This is a genomic window from Gilvimarinus japonicus (assembly GCF_042847215.1).
In the GTDB taxonomy this organism is placed as follows: domain Bacteria; phylum Pseudomonadota; class Gammaproteobacteria; order Pseudomonadales; family Cellvibrionaceae; genus Gilvimarinus; species Gilvimarinus japonicus.
Map to the genome: position 1 here is coordinate 3,155,260 of NZ_AP031500.1, position 16,599 is coordinate 3,171,858.

The 16,599-nt window shown below is 51.2% G+C and carries 15 protein-coding genes; 10 read left to right on the plus strand and 5 right to left on the minus strand.

Features of this window, described 5'->3' with window-relative positions:
* Positions 1 to 71: 71 nt before the first annotated feature.
* Complete coding sequence (gene rpe, locus ACGHAD_RS13360) at positions 72 to 743, minus strand: ribulose-phosphate 3-epimerase (RefSeq protein ID WP_382418199.1); 672 nt, start codon at positions 741 to 743, stop codon at positions 72 to 74.
* Positions 744 to 910: 167 nt separating this feature from the next.
* Here rpe and ACGHAD_RS13365 point away from each other — a divergent pair, with 167 nt between their 5' ends.
* Entirely contained in the window at positions 911 to 2,017 is a 1,107-nt protein-coding gene (locus ACGHAD_RS13365; protein ID WP_382418197.1) for an acyltransferase family protein, read from the plus strand.
* Positions 2,018 to 2,177: 160 nt separating this feature from the next.
* Positions 2,178 to 4,004, plus strand: a complete 1,827-nt coding sequence (locus ACGHAD_RS13370) for an LTA synthase family protein (RefSeq protein WP_382418195.1) — start codon at positions 2,178 to 2,180, stop codon at positions 4,002 to 4,004.
* On the opposite strand, the gene murU is transcribed toward ACGHAD_RS13370, so the two are convergent.
* Entirely contained in the window at positions 3,994 to 4,668 is a 675-nt protein-coding gene (gene murU / locus ACGHAD_RS13375) for an N-acetylmuramate alpha-1-phosphate uridylyltransferase MurU (RefSeq protein WP_382418193.1), read from the minus strand. The genes ACGHAD_RS13370 and murU overlap by 11 nt on opposite strands.
* Positions 4,665 to 5,711: an aminoglycoside phosphotransferase family protein gene (locus ACGHAD_RS13380; protein ID WP_390402810.1), complete on the minus strand. Its 1,047-nt coding sequence runs from the start codon at positions 5,709 to 5,711 to the stop codon at positions 4,665 to 4,667. Before ACGHAD_RS13380 ends, murU begins: the two co-directional genes overlap by 4 nt.
* 363 nt (positions 5,712 to 6,074) lie before the next feature.
* Here ACGHAD_RS13380 and ACGHAD_RS13385 point away from each other — a divergent pair, with 363 nt between their 5' ends.
* Genes ACGHAD_RS13385 through ACGHAD_RS13410 form a run of 6 tightly spaced genes read left to right on the plus strand, consistent with a single transcriptional unit; the run spans position 6,075 to position 13,059 of the window.
* Entirely contained in the window at positions 6,075 to 8,612 is a 2,538-nt protein-coding gene (locus tag ACGHAD_RS13385) for an LPS-assembly protein LptD (protein ID WP_382418189.1), read from the plus strand.
* Positions 8,613 to 8,628: 16 nt separating this feature from the next.
* Positions 8,629 to 9,975, plus strand: coding sequence for a peptidylprolyl isomerase (locus tag ACGHAD_RS13390; RefSeq protein ID WP_382418187.1), 1,347 nt, complete (start codon positions 8,629 to 8,631; stop codon positions 9,973 to 9,975).
* On the plus strand, positions 9,975 to 10,979 hold the full coding sequence (gene pdxA, locus ACGHAD_RS13395) for a 4-hydroxythreonine-4-phosphate dehydrogenase PdxA (protein ID WP_382418185.1): 1,005 nt from the start codon (positions 9,975 to 9,977) through the stop codon (positions 10,977 to 10,979). The genes ACGHAD_RS13390 and pdxA overlap by 1 nt, the downstream gene beginning before the upstream one ends.
* Entirely contained in the window at positions 10,976 to 11,812 is an 837-nt protein-coding gene (gene rsmA / locus ACGHAD_RS13400; RefSeq protein WP_382418183.1) for a 16S rRNA (adenine(1518)-N(6)/adenine(1519)-N(6))-dimethyltransferase RsmA, read from the plus strand. Before pdxA ends, rsmA begins: the two co-directional genes overlap by 4 nt.
* Entirely contained in the window at positions 11,805 to 12,209 is a 405-nt protein-coding gene (gene apaG / locus ACGHAD_RS13405) for a Co2+/Mg2+ efflux protein ApaG (RefSeq protein ID WP_339615930.1), read from the plus strand. Before rsmA ends, apaG begins: the two co-directional genes overlap by 8 nt.
* Positions 12,210 to 12,249: 40 nt before the next feature.
* Positions 12,250 to 13,059 carry a symmetrical bis(5'-nucleosyl)-tetraphosphatase gene (locus ACGHAD_RS13410; protein WP_382418181.1) on the plus strand — a complete coding sequence of 270 codons (810 nt, stop codon included), beginning with the start codon at positions 12,250 to 12,252 and terminating at the stop codon, positions 13,057 to 13,059.
* A gap of 7 nt (positions 13,060 to 13,066) precedes the next feature.
* Here ACGHAD_RS13410 and ACGHAD_RS13415 read toward each other — a convergent pair whose 3' ends face one another.
* Positions 13,067 to 14,374 (minus strand): GGDEF domain-containing protein, encoded by a 1,308-nt coding sequence (locus ACGHAD_RS13415; RefSeq protein ID WP_382418179.1) that lies wholly within the window; start codon positions 14,372 to 14,374, stop codon positions 13,067 to 13,069.
* A 351-nt stretch (positions 14,375 to 14,725) separates the two neighbouring features.
* Complete coding sequence (locus ACGHAD_RS13420) at positions 14,726 to 14,911, minus strand: PA3496 family putative envelope integrity protein (RefSeq protein ID WP_339615927.1); 186 nt, start codon at positions 14,909 to 14,911, stop codon at positions 14,726 to 14,728.
* Positions 14,912 to 15,176: 265 nt separating this feature from the next.
* Between ACGHAD_RS13420 and ACGHAD_RS13425 the strand changes: the two genes are divergently transcribed.
* Together ACGHAD_RS13425 and rimK are read left to right on the plus strand one after the other, a co-directional pair.
* Positions 15,177 to 15,629: an ATP-dependent zinc protease gene (locus tag ACGHAD_RS13425; protein WP_339615926.1), complete on the plus strand. Its 453-nt coding sequence runs from the start codon at positions 15,177 to 15,179 to the stop codon at positions 15,627 to 15,629.
* Positions 15,630 to 15,688: 59 nt separating this feature from the next.
* Positions 15,689 to 16,594, plus strand: coding sequence for a 30S ribosomal protein S6--L-glutamate ligase (rimK, locus tag ACGHAD_RS13430; protein ID WP_339615925.1), 906 nt, complete (start codon positions 15,689 to 15,691; stop codon positions 16,592 to 16,594).
* The last annotated feature ends 5 nt before the right edge of the window (positions 16,595 to 16,599 follow it).

Consider the following 16,599-nt stretch of genomic DNA (forward strand, 5'->3'; position numbering starts at 1 on the left):
GAGCGTTGCTGGGAAGCCCCCACGAAAGAATTATGACCGCAAAACCGCCACCGCACACCTGGGCCGACTCGCTAACCACCATGAACCGCCACCCTAAGCTGGCGTAACACCTCTGCATAGCTCACAGCACCAAAAATGGCCGACCCTACTACAAAGGTATCCGCGCCAGCCCGTGCCACGTCAGAAATATTGTGCACCTTTACACCACCATCAACTTCTAGCCGAATAGGCAGGCCGCTCTCATCAATCAGCTGACGCGCCTCGCGAAGTTTATCCAGGGTATAAGAAATAAAGGTTTGACCGCCAAAGCCCGGGTTCACAGACATCACCAGCAACAAATCCAGCCTCGATAACACCTGACGCGCAACACCTACAGATGTACCCGGGTTTAACACCAACCCCGCCTTACAGCCGAGATCCCGTATTAACTGCAAGGAACGATCGAGATGGCGCGTGGCTTCTGGGTGAATACTTATAAAAGAAGCACCCGCCTCGGCAAACTGCACAATAAGTTCATCGACAGGATCAACCATAAGATGCACATCAATAGGAGCACGAATTCCATAGTCACGTAGCGCCCTGCAAACCATCGGCCCAACAGTCAAGTTGGGCACGTAATGATTATCCATAATATCCAAGTGGATCATGTCCGCTCCGGCCTCCAACACATCATCACACTCGGCACCCAGCCGGGCGAAATCTGCACTTAGCACCGACGGCGCTATAAATATTTCCTGAGCCACTCGGCCTCCTACTGTTTCACTGTTAGGCACAGCTTGTGCGATGAGCGTATTTTGTCACTATAGAGCCAAGTCTGTCACCCTAGCAAATCTTGCCATGGAAATTATATCGCGCATCTAGCATAATCCGGCACTTTCAACTGCAGAGCGCAAGCGAGCCGCCAACCTATATGACGACTTTTATACCAACACTGCACGGACTTAGAGGCGTTGCAGCCCTCGCAGTCCTACTGTTTCACTGGAACGCATTATTCCCCGCTTTTGGGGGCTGGGCTAGCCCTCTTGAGCTTGCTGGCACAAAATGGAACTTGTTTATGCAGATTAACTTTGGCTGGCTGGGGGTGCCGTTATTTTTTGTCTTATCGGGTTTCTTGCTCGGTGGGCAATTAAAAGACAAGGAGCTGACGCGCGGTACGCTGTTACACTTTTGGCGGCGTAGAATTTTACGCATTTACCCCGCAGTATGGGCCCAACTCGCCATATTAGCATTGATTGCCTACTGGCTACCGAGCCTTTTTCCACCGCTCTCGACCTTCGAGCTAACTCAAAACTTACTACTGTGGATTAACATGCCACCATGGATGACCAGCCCCATCAACGGTGTATGGTGGACGCTCCCCATTGAACTATCTTTTTATGCGGTACTACCATTAATTATTTTGCTACAGCGTAAATGCGGCTGGATAAAAGCAACTTTTATATGTTTTTCACTGGCAATCCTGTGGCGTTACACCATCATACAAACACTACCAACCGATAATTACACACAACATCTTCCGCTGCTCGATATGCTCCCAGGCAGCATCTCCTCATTTGCCGCCGGCTTTGCCATCACCTTCTTAAATATTCGCTGGAGCAAACTGCAGTGGCGCCTAGCATGCTTAGCTGCGGTTGTTTTATTTTTAGCACTGGAATACTGGTTGTTAGCATTTATCGACGTTTACTGGAGTGGGCACTGGCTCCTTGTTATATGGAACCCCTTGATCGCATTATCACTAGCACTGATGGTCTATTGCGCCACCCACCAACAGTGCCACGGCGCTGTATTAGGTAGCCGACCACTCGTTTGGCTGGGAGAGGTTAGTTTTGGCATATACCTATGGCACTTCCCGGTCCAAAAAGCGCTAAACCTTATTGCCCCAGGTTATTGGGACACACCTACTACAAGCGCCTTGGCGCTCTGCGTATCCACACTAATTACACTACCGCTGGCAGCATTAAGCTATTATTTCATCGAAAAACCTATTATGGGGTGGCGCAAGACACGAGCGGCGTAACGCTTTGCACAGCTATTACTTAGCAAAGAGCAAGATCTCGTTATTATGAACCTCGACTGCACCTTTGGTACAATCGGCTGGGCTCATGAATTACAACGTCCTCCTGAGGCGCACGTATATTTTTTAATTCCAGCCTCGGAGCCTCCCCAGCAAGGCACAAATGACCACTAACCTAAACACTACCAAGCACGGGCTTAAAAAGCCCTGGATGATACGCTCGGCAATACAACTAGCTCCAGCTGCAGTTGTTTTTTCTGCGCTCGCCTTCACACTGACAATGCGTATTAGCTACATTAACGATAACTTTGGGGACGCGGTAAATTGCAGCCACTGCTTCACCGAGAATGTGGTGATTTTTGATGCGCCATTTTTATTTGCCCTATCGGCACTCTTCATGCTCAGCATCACCAAAACCCCCGTGCTGCTTCGCATTATTGCTCGCCTAACCGCTTTATTAGGGGCATTGTTATATATGGGCGACCACATAATAAGCCAGAACATGTTCACGCGCTTACAACTCGCTGACATCAGCACCTATGGCTCACAGGTGGGCTTAATTGCAGAACATCTAAACAATACAAATTTTTTAGGCTTACCAGTACTCGCGGCAATGATTCTCAGCGGTATTATTTCGCTGTTGTTTGTGTTTCTGCCCCGCTACTCGATACCAACGAAATATTCAGTAAGCGGCCTGAGCCTGAGTTTATTATGTAGTGCTATTGCCTTTGTCATACCCCCTACGGTATACGTACATAATTGGGCCATGAGAAATGTCGTCAGCGCAAATTTAACGCCAGGCGTAGCACAAGAGTACAGCGCCGAATACAGGCACGCCCTCCCTCTTAGACCTAGGCAGACATGCCGCGCGCACGCGCCAAAAAACGACATTATCTTGCTAATACTCGAGTCTTGGTCCCCCTACCAAAGCGCGCTTTGGGGAGGCGAAAAGAACTGGACGCCTCGTTTAGACGATATAGCCAAGAAGAATACGTACTTTTCGCAATTTTATGCAGCAGGATTTTCTACCAATGAAGGACTCGCTAGCATTTTAACCGGGCTAGAAGCTTATTCCCCAATCAACCCATTTTTTGCCAGCACGCCATTTCAAGGGCTTTGGTCTAACACTCAGTCAACCGCTCCCCGCTACATCACAGACAGCGGGTATCATTCAGCTTTTTTAACTACCGGCAACCTGTCATTCGCAAAAAAAGGAGAGTGGCTCAGCAATATCGGATTTGAGTACGTTGAGGGTCACCAGGCTTCTTTTTATAATGGGTTGCCTCGTTTGCATTTTGGTGCGGCCGCTGACGAGCACCTGTATGCCCGGACGCTGGCCTATCTCGACAAGCATAAAAACTCTGACACACCTTTGTTTGTTACCGTAGAAACCGTCTCGTCACACCAACCATTCATTCATCCTCACACGGGAGAGCGAGACATTCAGGCCGTATTCGAGTATATGGACAGCACTGCCGCCGACTTCTATCAAAATTTAGACTCCAGCGGGTTCTTCACGGCTGGAGGGATGCTCATAGTAGTAAGCGATCATCGCTCGATGACGCCAATAAGTCAGGACGAACAAAAAGAACTAGGCCACTTAGCTGCGTCTAAAATTCCTGCGTTTATCGTCTTTCATGGAGCCCCCGCGGTAGAGATTGATGATCTAGCACACCAGGCTGATATTTTGCCAACACTAAAGAGCCACATAAGCGGTAAAGAATGCACCATCCCTGACAAGCTAAACTTAATCTCTGGCGCGACACAACAAAAAGATAGGTGCGTATTTCACGCTAGAGGTGATCAGAGGGACCATATAGATGTTATTTGCGCGAGCGGCAGTGGTACGATCAAGCTCTCGGGAGATAACTCGCATTTTATTTACAGCAAACATTTAACACAAAACCAGAAAGCGATGTCTTTGCTCAAACTAGCAGACATGCGAATAGCGCTTACCGAAAATCAGAAAAAGTGGTCCGCTACACGCTAGCCTCTATTTCGTGCAGTCGCTCAATGGTTCCAACATCGCGCCAAATACCGTCATAAACCGATGCTGTTAATCGTCGCGTTTGCAGCTCATTTGTGAAAACCTCAGCCAAACCGAAGACTATCGAGATGTAAGGGTAACGTAACACTAACGCTGGATTGATCAGACTGATACCAGAAAATGTATAACCAAGCTCACCATCCGAGATGGCGGACAAACTCCCATCCTTGATGGCAAAATCACCAATAGGCTTGAAGTCGGGGTTGGGAACTAACACTAGATGGGCTAACTCTCCTGCGGGTATAGACCTCGAAACAAGCGCCTTAAAATCAAAATCAGTAAAAATATCCGCATTAAGCAATATAAATGGCTCGCTTCCCAGCAGTGCGGCGGCATGAACAATTGCGCCACCGGTTTCGAGGGGCTCGGGCTCTTGCGAATAAACGACTTGCAGCCCCCACGCTGAACCATCCCCCACAAACTCTTGGATTTGTGCGCCGCGATAGGCGAGGTTAATGATAACCTCAGTAATACCGGCGCGGGCCAGCGCCTCTAGGTGGTAGGCAATTAACGGCTTACCACGTACAGGAATGAGCGGTTTGGGCAAAGTATCGGTTAGCGGACGCATTCGTTTGCCAAGGCCGGCCGCGAGAATCATGGCCTTCATATCACCCCCATCACATTTACATCAGACAAAGGTTGCGATTGATACCACGACTGAGCCTTACACGCTGGCACGATACGGGCGGCAAACCAAGCGGCAAAATCTTGCAGTTCTGGGTAACTGGCGGCAACCTCTTGCACGTAGAGTATGACACGAGGTAAATCGGCCAAATATGTCGACTTACCATCGCGCAAGTGCAGGCGGGCAAAAACACCCAATACCTTGATATGCCGCTGCAATCCCATCCAGTCAAAATCGCGCAGATAATCATCTGGATTGACAGGAAGCATGACGCCAGCATCAATAGCCATGTCACCATAAGCCAGCGCCCAGCGACGCACATCAGCAGCGGGCAAACGCACATAACAATCACGCAATAGGGAGACCAGGTCATAGGTCACTGGCCCCACTACCGCATCTTGAAAGTCAATGACGCCCAAACTACCGTCGGCTTTTATGAGCAAGTTACGCGAATGGAAATCCCGGTGCATAACAACCTGAGGCTGCTCCAGCGCCCGCATCGCCAGGCGACCGAATACACCCTCTAACATTACCTTTTCGTCAGCGTTCAACGTCAAGCCCAATAAAGGTCCCACAAACCATTCAGCGAACAATCCGAGCTCTCGGCAAATAAATGCCTCATCAAATACAGGCAGCAACGCGACATCCTTAGGCGCTTGGGCTATAGCCAGCAAGGTAAACAGTGCCTCGCCATAAAGGGTCAGCGCGCTCTCGCTATCCAGCTCGGCACCAAACTCACGTGAGCCAAAGTTTTCTAGAAGCACAAACCCTCGGGAGGCGTCAACAGCCCGAATGTCCGGCACAGCCACTCCAGCGCCGCGCAGTAATCCCGCCACTTGCACAAACTGAGGTGTATTTTCGCTGGCAGGCGGCGCATCAACGGCCAGCAGCTCAGGGGCTGAATCAACTGTGTAGTATCGCCTAAAACCTGCATCACCGGCGCAACGCGCTAAGGTTATAGGCTGCCGCAAAACCTCTCCAGCCCACAGTTTTAGGGCATCTTCTCGCTCTTGTTTACTATCCAACCAAGCACGCTCCAACATTAGCCATTACACTTACCAGCCTAAAATCCTACAGGCTAACAAACCGTCTGTCAGCTTACTCTGAATTTACCACTAGCAAACGGCAATTGCTGCGGCTTTTAGCTTATGCCAACCCTGCAACAAACACGGCAAAACACTACGCGTATTAGCGTGTGAATTCGGTTTCCCCCCGCGCGGGTTAATGCAGTAGAATGGCCAGCTTATCACGCGCCTGCATCCGGGCTTTGCCGCCCGCCTTCACGCGCGTTCGTTGTATCAGGGCGCCCATTATTTAAGGATTGTAGAGACCTCTCAATGGCCGATCTAGACCATCGCTTCCGTCACCGTCTATCAGGTAGCATAAAGTTGACCACTATAAAGGAAGCTACACTTTCCTTACTGGCGCTTACGGTGCTGAGCCAAAGCTCGGCGGTGGCCGATAGCTATCAGTCCGGCACAGAGCACGATGCAAGATACGGGCGCATTGATTGGGTACCCCGCGAGCAGCTACCGGAAGAAGAGCGCGCAAATCTGCCGGCCGGCTGTTGCGGTGCCTACGTTAGCCCTTATCGTGCCGATCCAGACGCGACCGCTATTGATCAGACCAACATCGAAGCCGATGCCGATAAAACTTCCGCCAGTGGCGGGCAAACCATCACCCTTGAAGGTAATGTCGAGCTGCGTCAAGGCTCGCGCATGCTGCGCACTCAGCGAGCGGAGCTAAACAATACCAGCGGCGAGCTGATCTTGAATGAAGGCGTCACGATCCGCGAAGATGGCTTACTGATCTTGGCCGACAACGCAAAAATGCAACGCGATAGCGGCGATGCCAGCATTGATAACGCCGAGTTTGTGCTCCATGAGTCCCGTTTGCACGGCCGCGCTGGCAAGCTTGAGAAGTTTGGCGATCGCTTGCTACGCTTAACCGACGGCAGCTTTACCACCTGCGAACCAAACCACGAGTTTTGGCGTATGGAAGCCTCTGAGGTGGAAATACACACAGACGATAGCTACGGCACCGCTAAACACGCACGCCTGCTGATTAAAGACATCCCCGTCTTTTATATGCCTTACATGGCGTTCCCCATCGGCGACGAGCGTAAAAGCGGGTTGTTATTTCCATCGCTCGGTACAAGCTCGCGCAACGGGCTTGAGTTTGCCCAACCCGTTTACTGGAATATTGCACCGCAAATGGATGCCACCATAACGCCGCGCTTTATGGAAGAGCGCGGCACCCTTTGGGACGGCACCTTGCGGCATTTATCATCGTACTTTTCCACCCAAATATCAGGCGGATTCTTAGCCAGTGATGACGGTGGCTACGACAAGCGCGCCGAAAACGACATTGCCTCAGGCGAGAAAACACCCGAGGAAGCATACCCACACTTGGGGCAGGACCGCTGGCTAATCAACCTGGACCAAACCGGGGGCAAACGCAGCCGCTTTAAAACCCGTATCGACTACACCGACATCAGCGACGTCGATTACCTACGGGACATTACCAGCAGTGATATTGACGTTTCCCGGCAATCGCGCATCAGCAAGTTTGGCGAAATCAGTTATAACGGCGAGGCCTGGAAGGTTGGCGCCAATGCCGAAGAGGTGCGTTATCTCAATGAGTCAAAACAAGAGCCCTATAAACAGCTACCACATTTGTTTGCCAATGGTAGTTTTCGCTTGGGCGACTGGCAGATCGACCTCGACAATCAATTCACCCGCTTTGATATCACCGAGTACTATGCCCGCGATACTGACCGCTTGGTGGTGGGCGACCGCTTTAGCAGCGATTACGGCCTAACCTGGGACAAACGCTGGCAGTGGGGCTTTTTCCGGCCGCGAATGGGCGTTAAAACCCTGAGCTACCAACTGGAGCAAGCCGATTACAACCCAAACGGCCAGATGCCAGATGACACCATTTATAGCGACTCTCCCTCCCTCGTCGTGCCGCAAGGCAGCGTCGACATGGGCATGTTTTTCGAGCGCTTTGGCAGCCTCGGTGGCACCGAATTTATCCAAACCCTAGAGCCGCGCTTGTTTTACTTTTATAGCGATTACGAAGATCACTCTGAGATCTACTCCCCCCTAAACGACAGCAATCGATACATCGACTTTGACACCAAATACGTCACTTTCGACTACAATCAGCTGTTTCGCACCACTCGGTTCTCAGGCTACGACCGTATTGATGACGCCAACCAGCTAAGCGCCGGCCTTACCAGTCGCTTTATCTCACCGGTAACGGGCATCGAGCATCTGGAGTTAAGCGTCGGTCAGATTTACCGCTTTAGCTCGCCACGGGTCACCCTAAACCCTGAATATCAACCAGAAGAAGAAACCTACGGGCAATCTGAGTTTGCCGGCCGTATTGCCGCTCGCGCAGGCGACTACCTACAAGTCAGCGGTGATGTCCTGTACGATCAACACAAAGATGAGGTCTCTAACGCGAGCGCCACTATCGAGTACGCCGACGATTCAGACCGCCTAGTCAGCCTGACGTACACCTATAAACGCGATGTGCGCGAGCTGGATATTGACGATGAGATCACACCCGAGCTGGGCTCAGAGCGCAACCAACTGGATATAGGCGCATTTGTTCCGGTTAGCAATAGTTGGAGTATCATTGCTCGCGCCAACTACGATTTAACCTACGATCAGGAACTCGATACCTTTGCCGGGTTCGAATACAGCGATTGCTGCTACCGGGTGCGCCTGTTATGGCGCAAATGGCTCAATTTTGACTACAACGACGGCAACATCCTCGATAGCGTCGAGGACGACGATTACGACGATGGCTTTTTTGTCGATATTCAGCTCAAAGGACTGGCTAGCATTAGCGAACGCGTAGGTAGCCTACTGGGCAAAACCATCTTAGGTTACGACGAGCGCGAAAAAAACTTACGATAAACAAACAGTGATTACTATGACAAAGAAAAGCTTGGCAGCCCCCCTGCTTCATTTGATAGGCGCCCTCAGCCTTAGCATTGCCTCAAACGCAAACGCTGAGACCGAAATACTCGACCGCGTTATCGCCGTCGTAGACCAGGGCGTCGTTTTGCAAAGTGAGTTTGACGAGCGCAAAAACTCCGTTCTGCAAAGGCTCCAGGGGCAATATGATCAGCTTCCGCCCATGGACGTGCTCGACCAACAAATCTTAGATCAGCTGATTTTAGAGCAGCTGCAACTAGAAGAGGCCGGGCGCTACGGGATGGAAATCTCTGACCAGCAACTCAACCAAACACTGCAACAGGTAATGGCCAACAATGGCTTTACCACGCTGGACGAGCTATCAGCCGACCTTTTAAGCCAAGGTATGTCACTCGAGCAACTACGTGAAAAACTGCGCCGCGATTTACTGGTCAATCAAGTCCAGCAAGGCGTGGTAAATAACCGCATCCGTGTTACCGAGCAAGAGATCGACAACTTCCTCGCCTCCAGCGACGGCAAATTTGCCACCTCACCTGATTATCACTTGGGTCACATCCTAATTAGCGTTTCTTCATCGGCCAACCCCGATGAAGCGCAGGAAGCCGAGGCAAAGGTCAACGACATCTATCAACAACTGCAAGATGGAGCCGACTTTAGCCAGATGGCCATTGCCAACTCGAACGACCAAACTGCCCTAGAAGGCGGCGATTTAGGTTGGCGCAAACTGGCCCAGCTACCCGAACTGTTTAGCGATGTCGTTAGCGAGCTGGACGTCGGGGATGTCTCCAAGCCCATCCGCTCAGGCGCAGGCTTCCACCTTATTAAAAATATCGAACAGCGCGGCGGTGGCGAGCAACTGGTACAGCAAACCAAAGCTCGACACATTCTGATCAAAACCTCTGAGATCATGGATGACGAAACCGCCAAAGAGAAGCTCACCGAACTTAAAACGCAAATCGAAGGTGGCGCTGACTTTGCCGAATTAGCCCGAGAAAACTCTGAGGATATCGGCTCTATGCTCGAAGGCGGCGATCTTGGCTGGGCCACCCCCGGCACATTCGTCCCCGCCTTCGAAAACGCCATGGCCAACAGCGAAATTGACGAGATTGCCGGCCCCTTTAAAAGCCAATTTGGCTGGCATATTTTGCAAGTCACCGATCGCCGTCAAGAAGACATGAGCGACGTAGTGATCCGCAATAAAGCGGCGCAGATGATGCGCGAGCGCCGCTTTGATGAAGAACTGCAAGTGTGGCTGCTGGAGTTACGCGAAAACGCTTATCTCGACATTAAAGACCTCGACAGCAGCACGGCTGACGATAATGACTCTGACAGTGGCGCTTAATGACTCAAGCAATTGCACGCATTGCCATCACCCCAGGGGAGCCGGCGGGTATTGGCCCAGACCTGGTTTTGGCGCTAAGCAAAACAGCTAGCGACCATGAATTTGTTATTATTGCCGACCCGACGCTATTAGAGACGCGCGCCCAAATGCTGGGCGTAGCCGTTAATATCGTCACCGTTAGCGCCGACGCCCCGCCCCGCATACCGGCCGCTGGCACGTTGCACGTTCTACCCGTGTCGCTCGCTGCCGGCGCCGCGGCGGGTAGACTCGATCGCAACAATGCCCGCTATGTGCTCGATACCCTCGATGTCGCCATTGATGGCTGCCAAACTGGTCACTTTGACGCTTTAGTCACCGGCCCAGTCCACAAAGGCATTATTAACGATGCCGGCGTCGCTTTCAGCGGACACACAGAGTACCTTGCAGAGCGCACCAATACGCCCCGCGTGGTGATGATGCTTGCCACTGATGGGCTTAGAGTTGCGCTAGCCACCACTCATATCCCGCTCAGAGAAGTCGCCGACGCCATCAACCGTACGTTATTGCGCGAGGTTATCACCATTACCGCGCACGATTTAAAAACAAAATTTGGCATTGCGCAGCCGCGTATTCTGGTGTGCGGTTTAAACCCTCACGCCGGCGAAGGCGGTCACCTAGGCTGCGAAGAAATCGATACCATTGAGCCTTTATTAAGCGCCATGCGCCAGGAGGGCTACGATTTAATCGGCCCCCTGCCGGCCGATACGCTCTTCACCCCCAAACACTTAAATAACGCCGATACGGTATTAGCTATGTACCACGATCAAGGCCTGCCTGTACTTAAGTACCAAGGGTTTGGTCGAGCGGTTAATATTACCCTTGGGTTACCCATTATTCGCACATCGGTTGATCATGGCACAGCACTCGATCTGGCCGGCACCGGCAAAGCCGACCAAGGTAGCCTGCTAACCGCCATTGATTACGCCCAAACCATGATCCACGCGCGGCGCGAGGCCGACCAATGAAAACATCTTTTACGCCGGGCTCCCCCCACCGCGCACGAAAACGTTTTGGGCAAAACTTTTTAGTCGATCACGGTGTTATTCACCGTATCGCCAGCGCTATTCGCCCCCGTCCCGGGGAAACCTTGGTAGAGATCGGTCCCGGCCAAGGGGCGCTCACCGAGCCGCTGGTAGCCAGTGCAGAAACCTTGCACGTCATTGAGCTAGACCGAGACCTAGTCCCGTGGTTGCGGGTGCGTTTTGATAAATACCCAGGCTTCACATTGCACCAGGCCGATGCGTTAAAGTTTGATTTTGCCGAATTAGGCAGCGCCGATAAGCCCTTGCGAATCGTTGGTAACTTGCCCTACAACATCTCCACGCCGCTGATTTTTCACCTAATCAGCTTTGCGGATAAAGTGCAAGACATGCACTTTATGCTGCAAAAAGAAGTGGTCAAACGGCTCGCCGCCTGCCCTGGCGAAAAAGCCTTTGGCCGATTGTCTGTGATGGTGCAATACTACTGCCGCGTCGAGCCGCTGTTTGATGTGCCGCCCGGCTCCTTTGACCCAGCACCTAAAGTCGACTCGGCCATTGTCCGTATCACGCCCTACCGTGAATTGCCCCATACGGTGGGTAACATTAAAACCCTAGAAAAGCTGGTTACCGCCGCTTTTGGGCAACGCCGTAAAACTTTACGCAATGCGCTCAAAACACTGCTTGATGTCACCGACATGGACGACCTTCCCGTCGACATATCCAAGCGAGCCGAGCAACTAACCATGGCGGAATTTATCGCCCTAAGCGACGCCATTGACGAGCGCCTTAAGAACTCACAAAATAATGCCCATGACTGATACCGCCTCTGAATTTTGCAACGATATTGCATCCAGCATTGCCATTGATGTAGACACAGGTTTTCTCGCCGAGCAATCGCAACCCGAGCAACAACGTTTCGCGTTTCGCTATACCATTACGATTCACAATCGCGGTGTCCAAGCGGCGCAGTTGCTGAGTCGCCACTGGGTTATAACCGACACCAACGATCAAGTACAAGAAGTACAGGGCCTTGGTGTGGTGGGACAACAACCGGACATTCCCGCCGGTTGCAGCTATACCTATAGTAGCGGCGCCATATTGGCAACGCCTGCTGGCATTATGGAAGGCAGCTACGAGTTTCGCCAACCCGATGGCGAGACCTTTACGGCCCCCATACCGGCATTTGCCCTAGTGCCGCCCGGCGCGTTGCACTGACACCATAAACTAACACGGCGACTATAAGACCGATACGACCATGAGCACCTACGCAATAGGCGACATACAGGGTTGTCTCGACCCGCTACTGCGATTGTTGGATAAAATTGATTTTGATCCTTCCCACGATCGCTTGTGGATTGCCGGAGACTTGGTCAACCGTGGGCCCAGCTCACTGGCGACACTGCGGTATCTGTATTCATTGGGCAATGCAGTCACCGCCGTTTTAGGTAACCACGACCTGCACTTTATCGCCGTCGCCTACGGCCACAAGCGCAAAGGATCATTTGACACCCTTGATCAGCTTTTAAAAGCGAACGATTGCGAAGAGCTGATCCATTGGCTACGCCACTGTAAGCTTCTTCACAGCGACCCAACACTTGGCTATACCATGGTGCACGCTGGCATCCCGCCTATTTGGGACTTGGAGCAAGCCACCGCCCACGCCCGAGAAGTCGAGGCGGTACTGCAAAGCGATTACATCAACGACTTTTTGGCCGAGATGTACGGCAACAAACCCTGCCAGTGGAAAAACAAGCTTATTGGCAATGCACGGTTGCGGCTGATTACTAACTACTTTACCCGAATGCGCTTTTGCGATGCTGACGGTTTACTCGATTTAGACAATAAAACGGCGGTGAGTAGCGGTGAGTTTTTGCCCTGGTTTGACCATCCACAGCACGCTTGTCGTAACGAGAGGATTGTATTTGGACACTGGGCAGCATTAGAGGGGCAAGCAGCGGCGGATAACGTCATCGCGCTAGATACCGGCTGTGTCTGGGGTGGCTGCTTAACCGCACTGCGATTAGAGGATGGCAAGCTGTTTCGTACGCGCTGTAAAAAGAACTAAAAGGTAGTTAATCATCACCCTCTTTCAATACGCGGTTGCGGCCCTTCTCTTTCGCTTGATATAACGCATCGTCAGCCGCCTTAAACAGCTGCTCTACGCTTCGGCCACCGGTTAATGTCGCCACGCCAAAGCTTGCCGTGACTTGCAGCTCACCATCAAATTTGTGCTCTGCGATCATCGCTCGCAACTTCTCGGCAATGTGCTGCGCGTAGTGAATACGAGTATTGCGACATACCAGCACGAACTCCTCCCCTCCCCACCGGGCAAACAAATCCGTCGCACGTATGTGCTCTTTAACCAAGGCGGATATACCGGCTAAAATATCGTCGCCTACCGCATGGCCGTATTGGTCGTTAATCTTTTTAAAGTGGTCAATATCCATCATTACGATAGACAAAGGTTTGGCGCTATGGCGCCACTCCCAAAGCCCGTTTTTAATACTCTCTTCAATACCCTCACGATTAAACGCCCCGGTCAGAGCATCCGTTTTGGTTTTCGCTTCAAGCTCACGAGAACGGCTATCCAAAAAAAGATTTACATCCATCAGCTCCTGCTCGCGTTTTTTGCGCTCACGCACCTCACCCGTAAGCTCCAGCACTCGGTAAGCAAGAAACAACAGCACAATAACCACCCAAACCACAATAATCCCCAAGTACCAGTCTGCCGTATCAAACCTTTGGCCGACCAACTCGACGCGACGCAATACAAAACGATGCTCGCCGGGTAAGTGGCCTGAGCCTGTCTGTACCTCAAAGCTCACTATATTGTTAAACTCAGGGTGGCTCAGCTGAGGCGGAATATTCTTTTCACGCAGCCACCAATTGGCAACAAAAAAGTCGCCAAAGCTAAATTCGTAATAAGCCTGATCCTTGGCAGGCGAGAATTCGAGTTGGTTGTACTTAGTCGTAGTGTCATCGCTCGCGACACTGTAGCGGCTATTATAGTTGCGTAAAAAAATACGTACGCTGTCGTTGGGGCCTTCGTAATCTAACCAAATTTTGACCGTTCGGTAATTACTAAAGTTAATGCCTTGGGTATAGCTGCCAGTTAACCGCACTTCAAAACCACAGTGGGGGTAAGCGTACCCCGTGGCATGTAAATCGCAACGCCAGACATAGGAGTCTGCCGCACCCGAGATCATTTCAGATTGGCTGGTACCGCCAGAGAGGCGATCATTGTATAAGCGATTGTCGAGCCCCTCAGTAGGGTCAATAACAAAGGTTTCTTGTAACACCCATTTTTGCCCTAAAACCGCCAATGCCGTCAGTACAACCAGCACTAGCAACGCTTTTTCAAATCGCATTTTTGTAGGCATAACTGACCTCTAACCCTAACTGGGCGAATAGTCTCGCCAAGGCGTCATTCTTATTTTATATTTTCTAGAGCGTTTTATCTGTACTGAGCATCGGCCCTTTTAAGTATCCTACCTAGCACTGACTGTTGCAGCACAGAGAATACGCCAAGCAATAATATTACTAATCGATTTTTACGATTTTGCAATTCACAGTTTAACCCTAACACACGGTGTTAACTATGTCGTTAACCATGACAAATGTGCCACATAATCATTGGCGAGTGGCAAAGAGGAGGGATTCAAAGGTGTAAGCACAAGAACCTGGAGGCAGACCAGCCGCCTCCACGCTAATCGAGACTGTAGCGGTAGGTTTTAGTAACCCAACTCCCACAGCTCATCACAACCGAGCTCATCTTTAAGCCGGCGGCGTTCCAAGCGATCTTCCAGTTGCCGCCGAATCGCCAGCTGCCGCAGGCTGTTTTCTTTTGCTGTGGTGATAGACGTATCAGAGTCTACGTCATCGTCTAGCAGGGTATCGTCATCGTGATCCACGGACATAAGCTTTTTACCTCATAAAATAGCGGAGTCGCGAACAAACATCGATAAGCTAATTTCAGAGCGGTTTTTAGTGGTAAAACCCGCCCTGACGCTCACAAACGCTATTTACCACAGTTTTTTGACATTACCTAGCTTTTTTCTTAGGGTTTAAAAGGTGATTCATTTGAGCACTAACGGTTTCCATAATGCTCTAGGATATGACACAAGCATCCGCGATCCCATAACTGCTATAGTTAGAGATCAACACTTGAGGTAGCAATAACCCATGACCGATAAGCACATGTACTCTGTTGGCTGGCGCGAGTGGGTACACTTGCCCGACTTTAGCGGTATACACATTAAAGCCAAAGTAGACACCGGCGCAAAGACTTCAGCGCTGCACGCTTTTTTTGTCGAGCCTTTTGAGCGTGAAGGTGAAGCGTGGGTTCGCTTTGGTCTTCACCCACGGCAAAAATCCAATGAAACAGAGATTATTTGTGAAGCTCCTGTCCACGATCAGCGCGAAGTAACAGACTCGGGCGGACATAAAGAGGTGCGTTATGTCATCGAAGCTGCGCTGACGATAGGCGGACAAACGATCTTAACAGAGATGACGCTTACCAACCGCGACACCATGACATTTAGAATGTTGCTCGGACGCAACACCCTAAATGGACACTTTACGGTCGACCCTCAACAATCATTTTTGTGTGGTGGCGACAAGCTAAACGCCCCTTAATCCAGGTTAAGCCGCCGTTATTAGTAGCGATCACACATAAAAATTAATTAGGACTCTAAATGAAAATTGCCATTTTATCTCGCAACGCCAAACTCTATTCTACCCGTCGCTTAATAGAAGCCTGTAAAGAGCGCGGTCACGATCCTCATGTTATCGATATTCTAAAGTGCTATATGGACATCACCCCCTCCAAACCCGCCATCTGGTACCGCGGGCAAGAACTTGAAGGGTTTGATGCCATTATTCCACGGATCGGCGCATCGGTAACCCACTATGGATTGGCGGTGATCCGGCAGTTCGAGATGATGGGTGTGTATTGCCTAACTGAATCTGTGGCACTCGGTCGATCGCGAGACAAGTTGCGAGCCCTGCAGCTGCTATCGCGCAAAGGCGTGGGCATGCCTCGCACCAGCTTTGCCCACAATGTTCACAACACCAAAGAGCTTATTCAGTTAGTGGGTGGCGCCCCTCTCGTGGTTAAACTGTGTGAAGGCACCCAAGGCCGTGGCGTCGTTTTAGCCGAAACCGCCAAAGCTGCTGAGAGTGTGATTGAGGCGTTTCGTGAGTTGCGCGCTGAGTTTTTAGTGCAAGAGTTTATTAAAGAAGCCGGTGGTAGCGATATTCGCTGCTTAGTCATTGGCACTAAAATCATAGCCTCAATGCAACGCACCGCCCCCGATGGCGAATTCCGCTCAAACCTGCATCGCGGCGGCAGTGCGCAACTGGTTAAGCTGCGCCCGAACGAACGCACCACCGCCATTAAAGCGGCACAAACAATGGGCTTAAAAGTCGCGGGGGTGGATATTCTGCGCTCTTCACGCGGCCCCTTGATTATGGAGGTGAACTCCTCTCCCGGGCTTGAGGGTATCGAGGGCGCAACAAGTAAAGATGTCGCTACAGAGATCATCAAATACATCGAAGAAAATGCCCGCCCACACGCCAACCGCACCAAAGGCAAAGGTTAATCCCC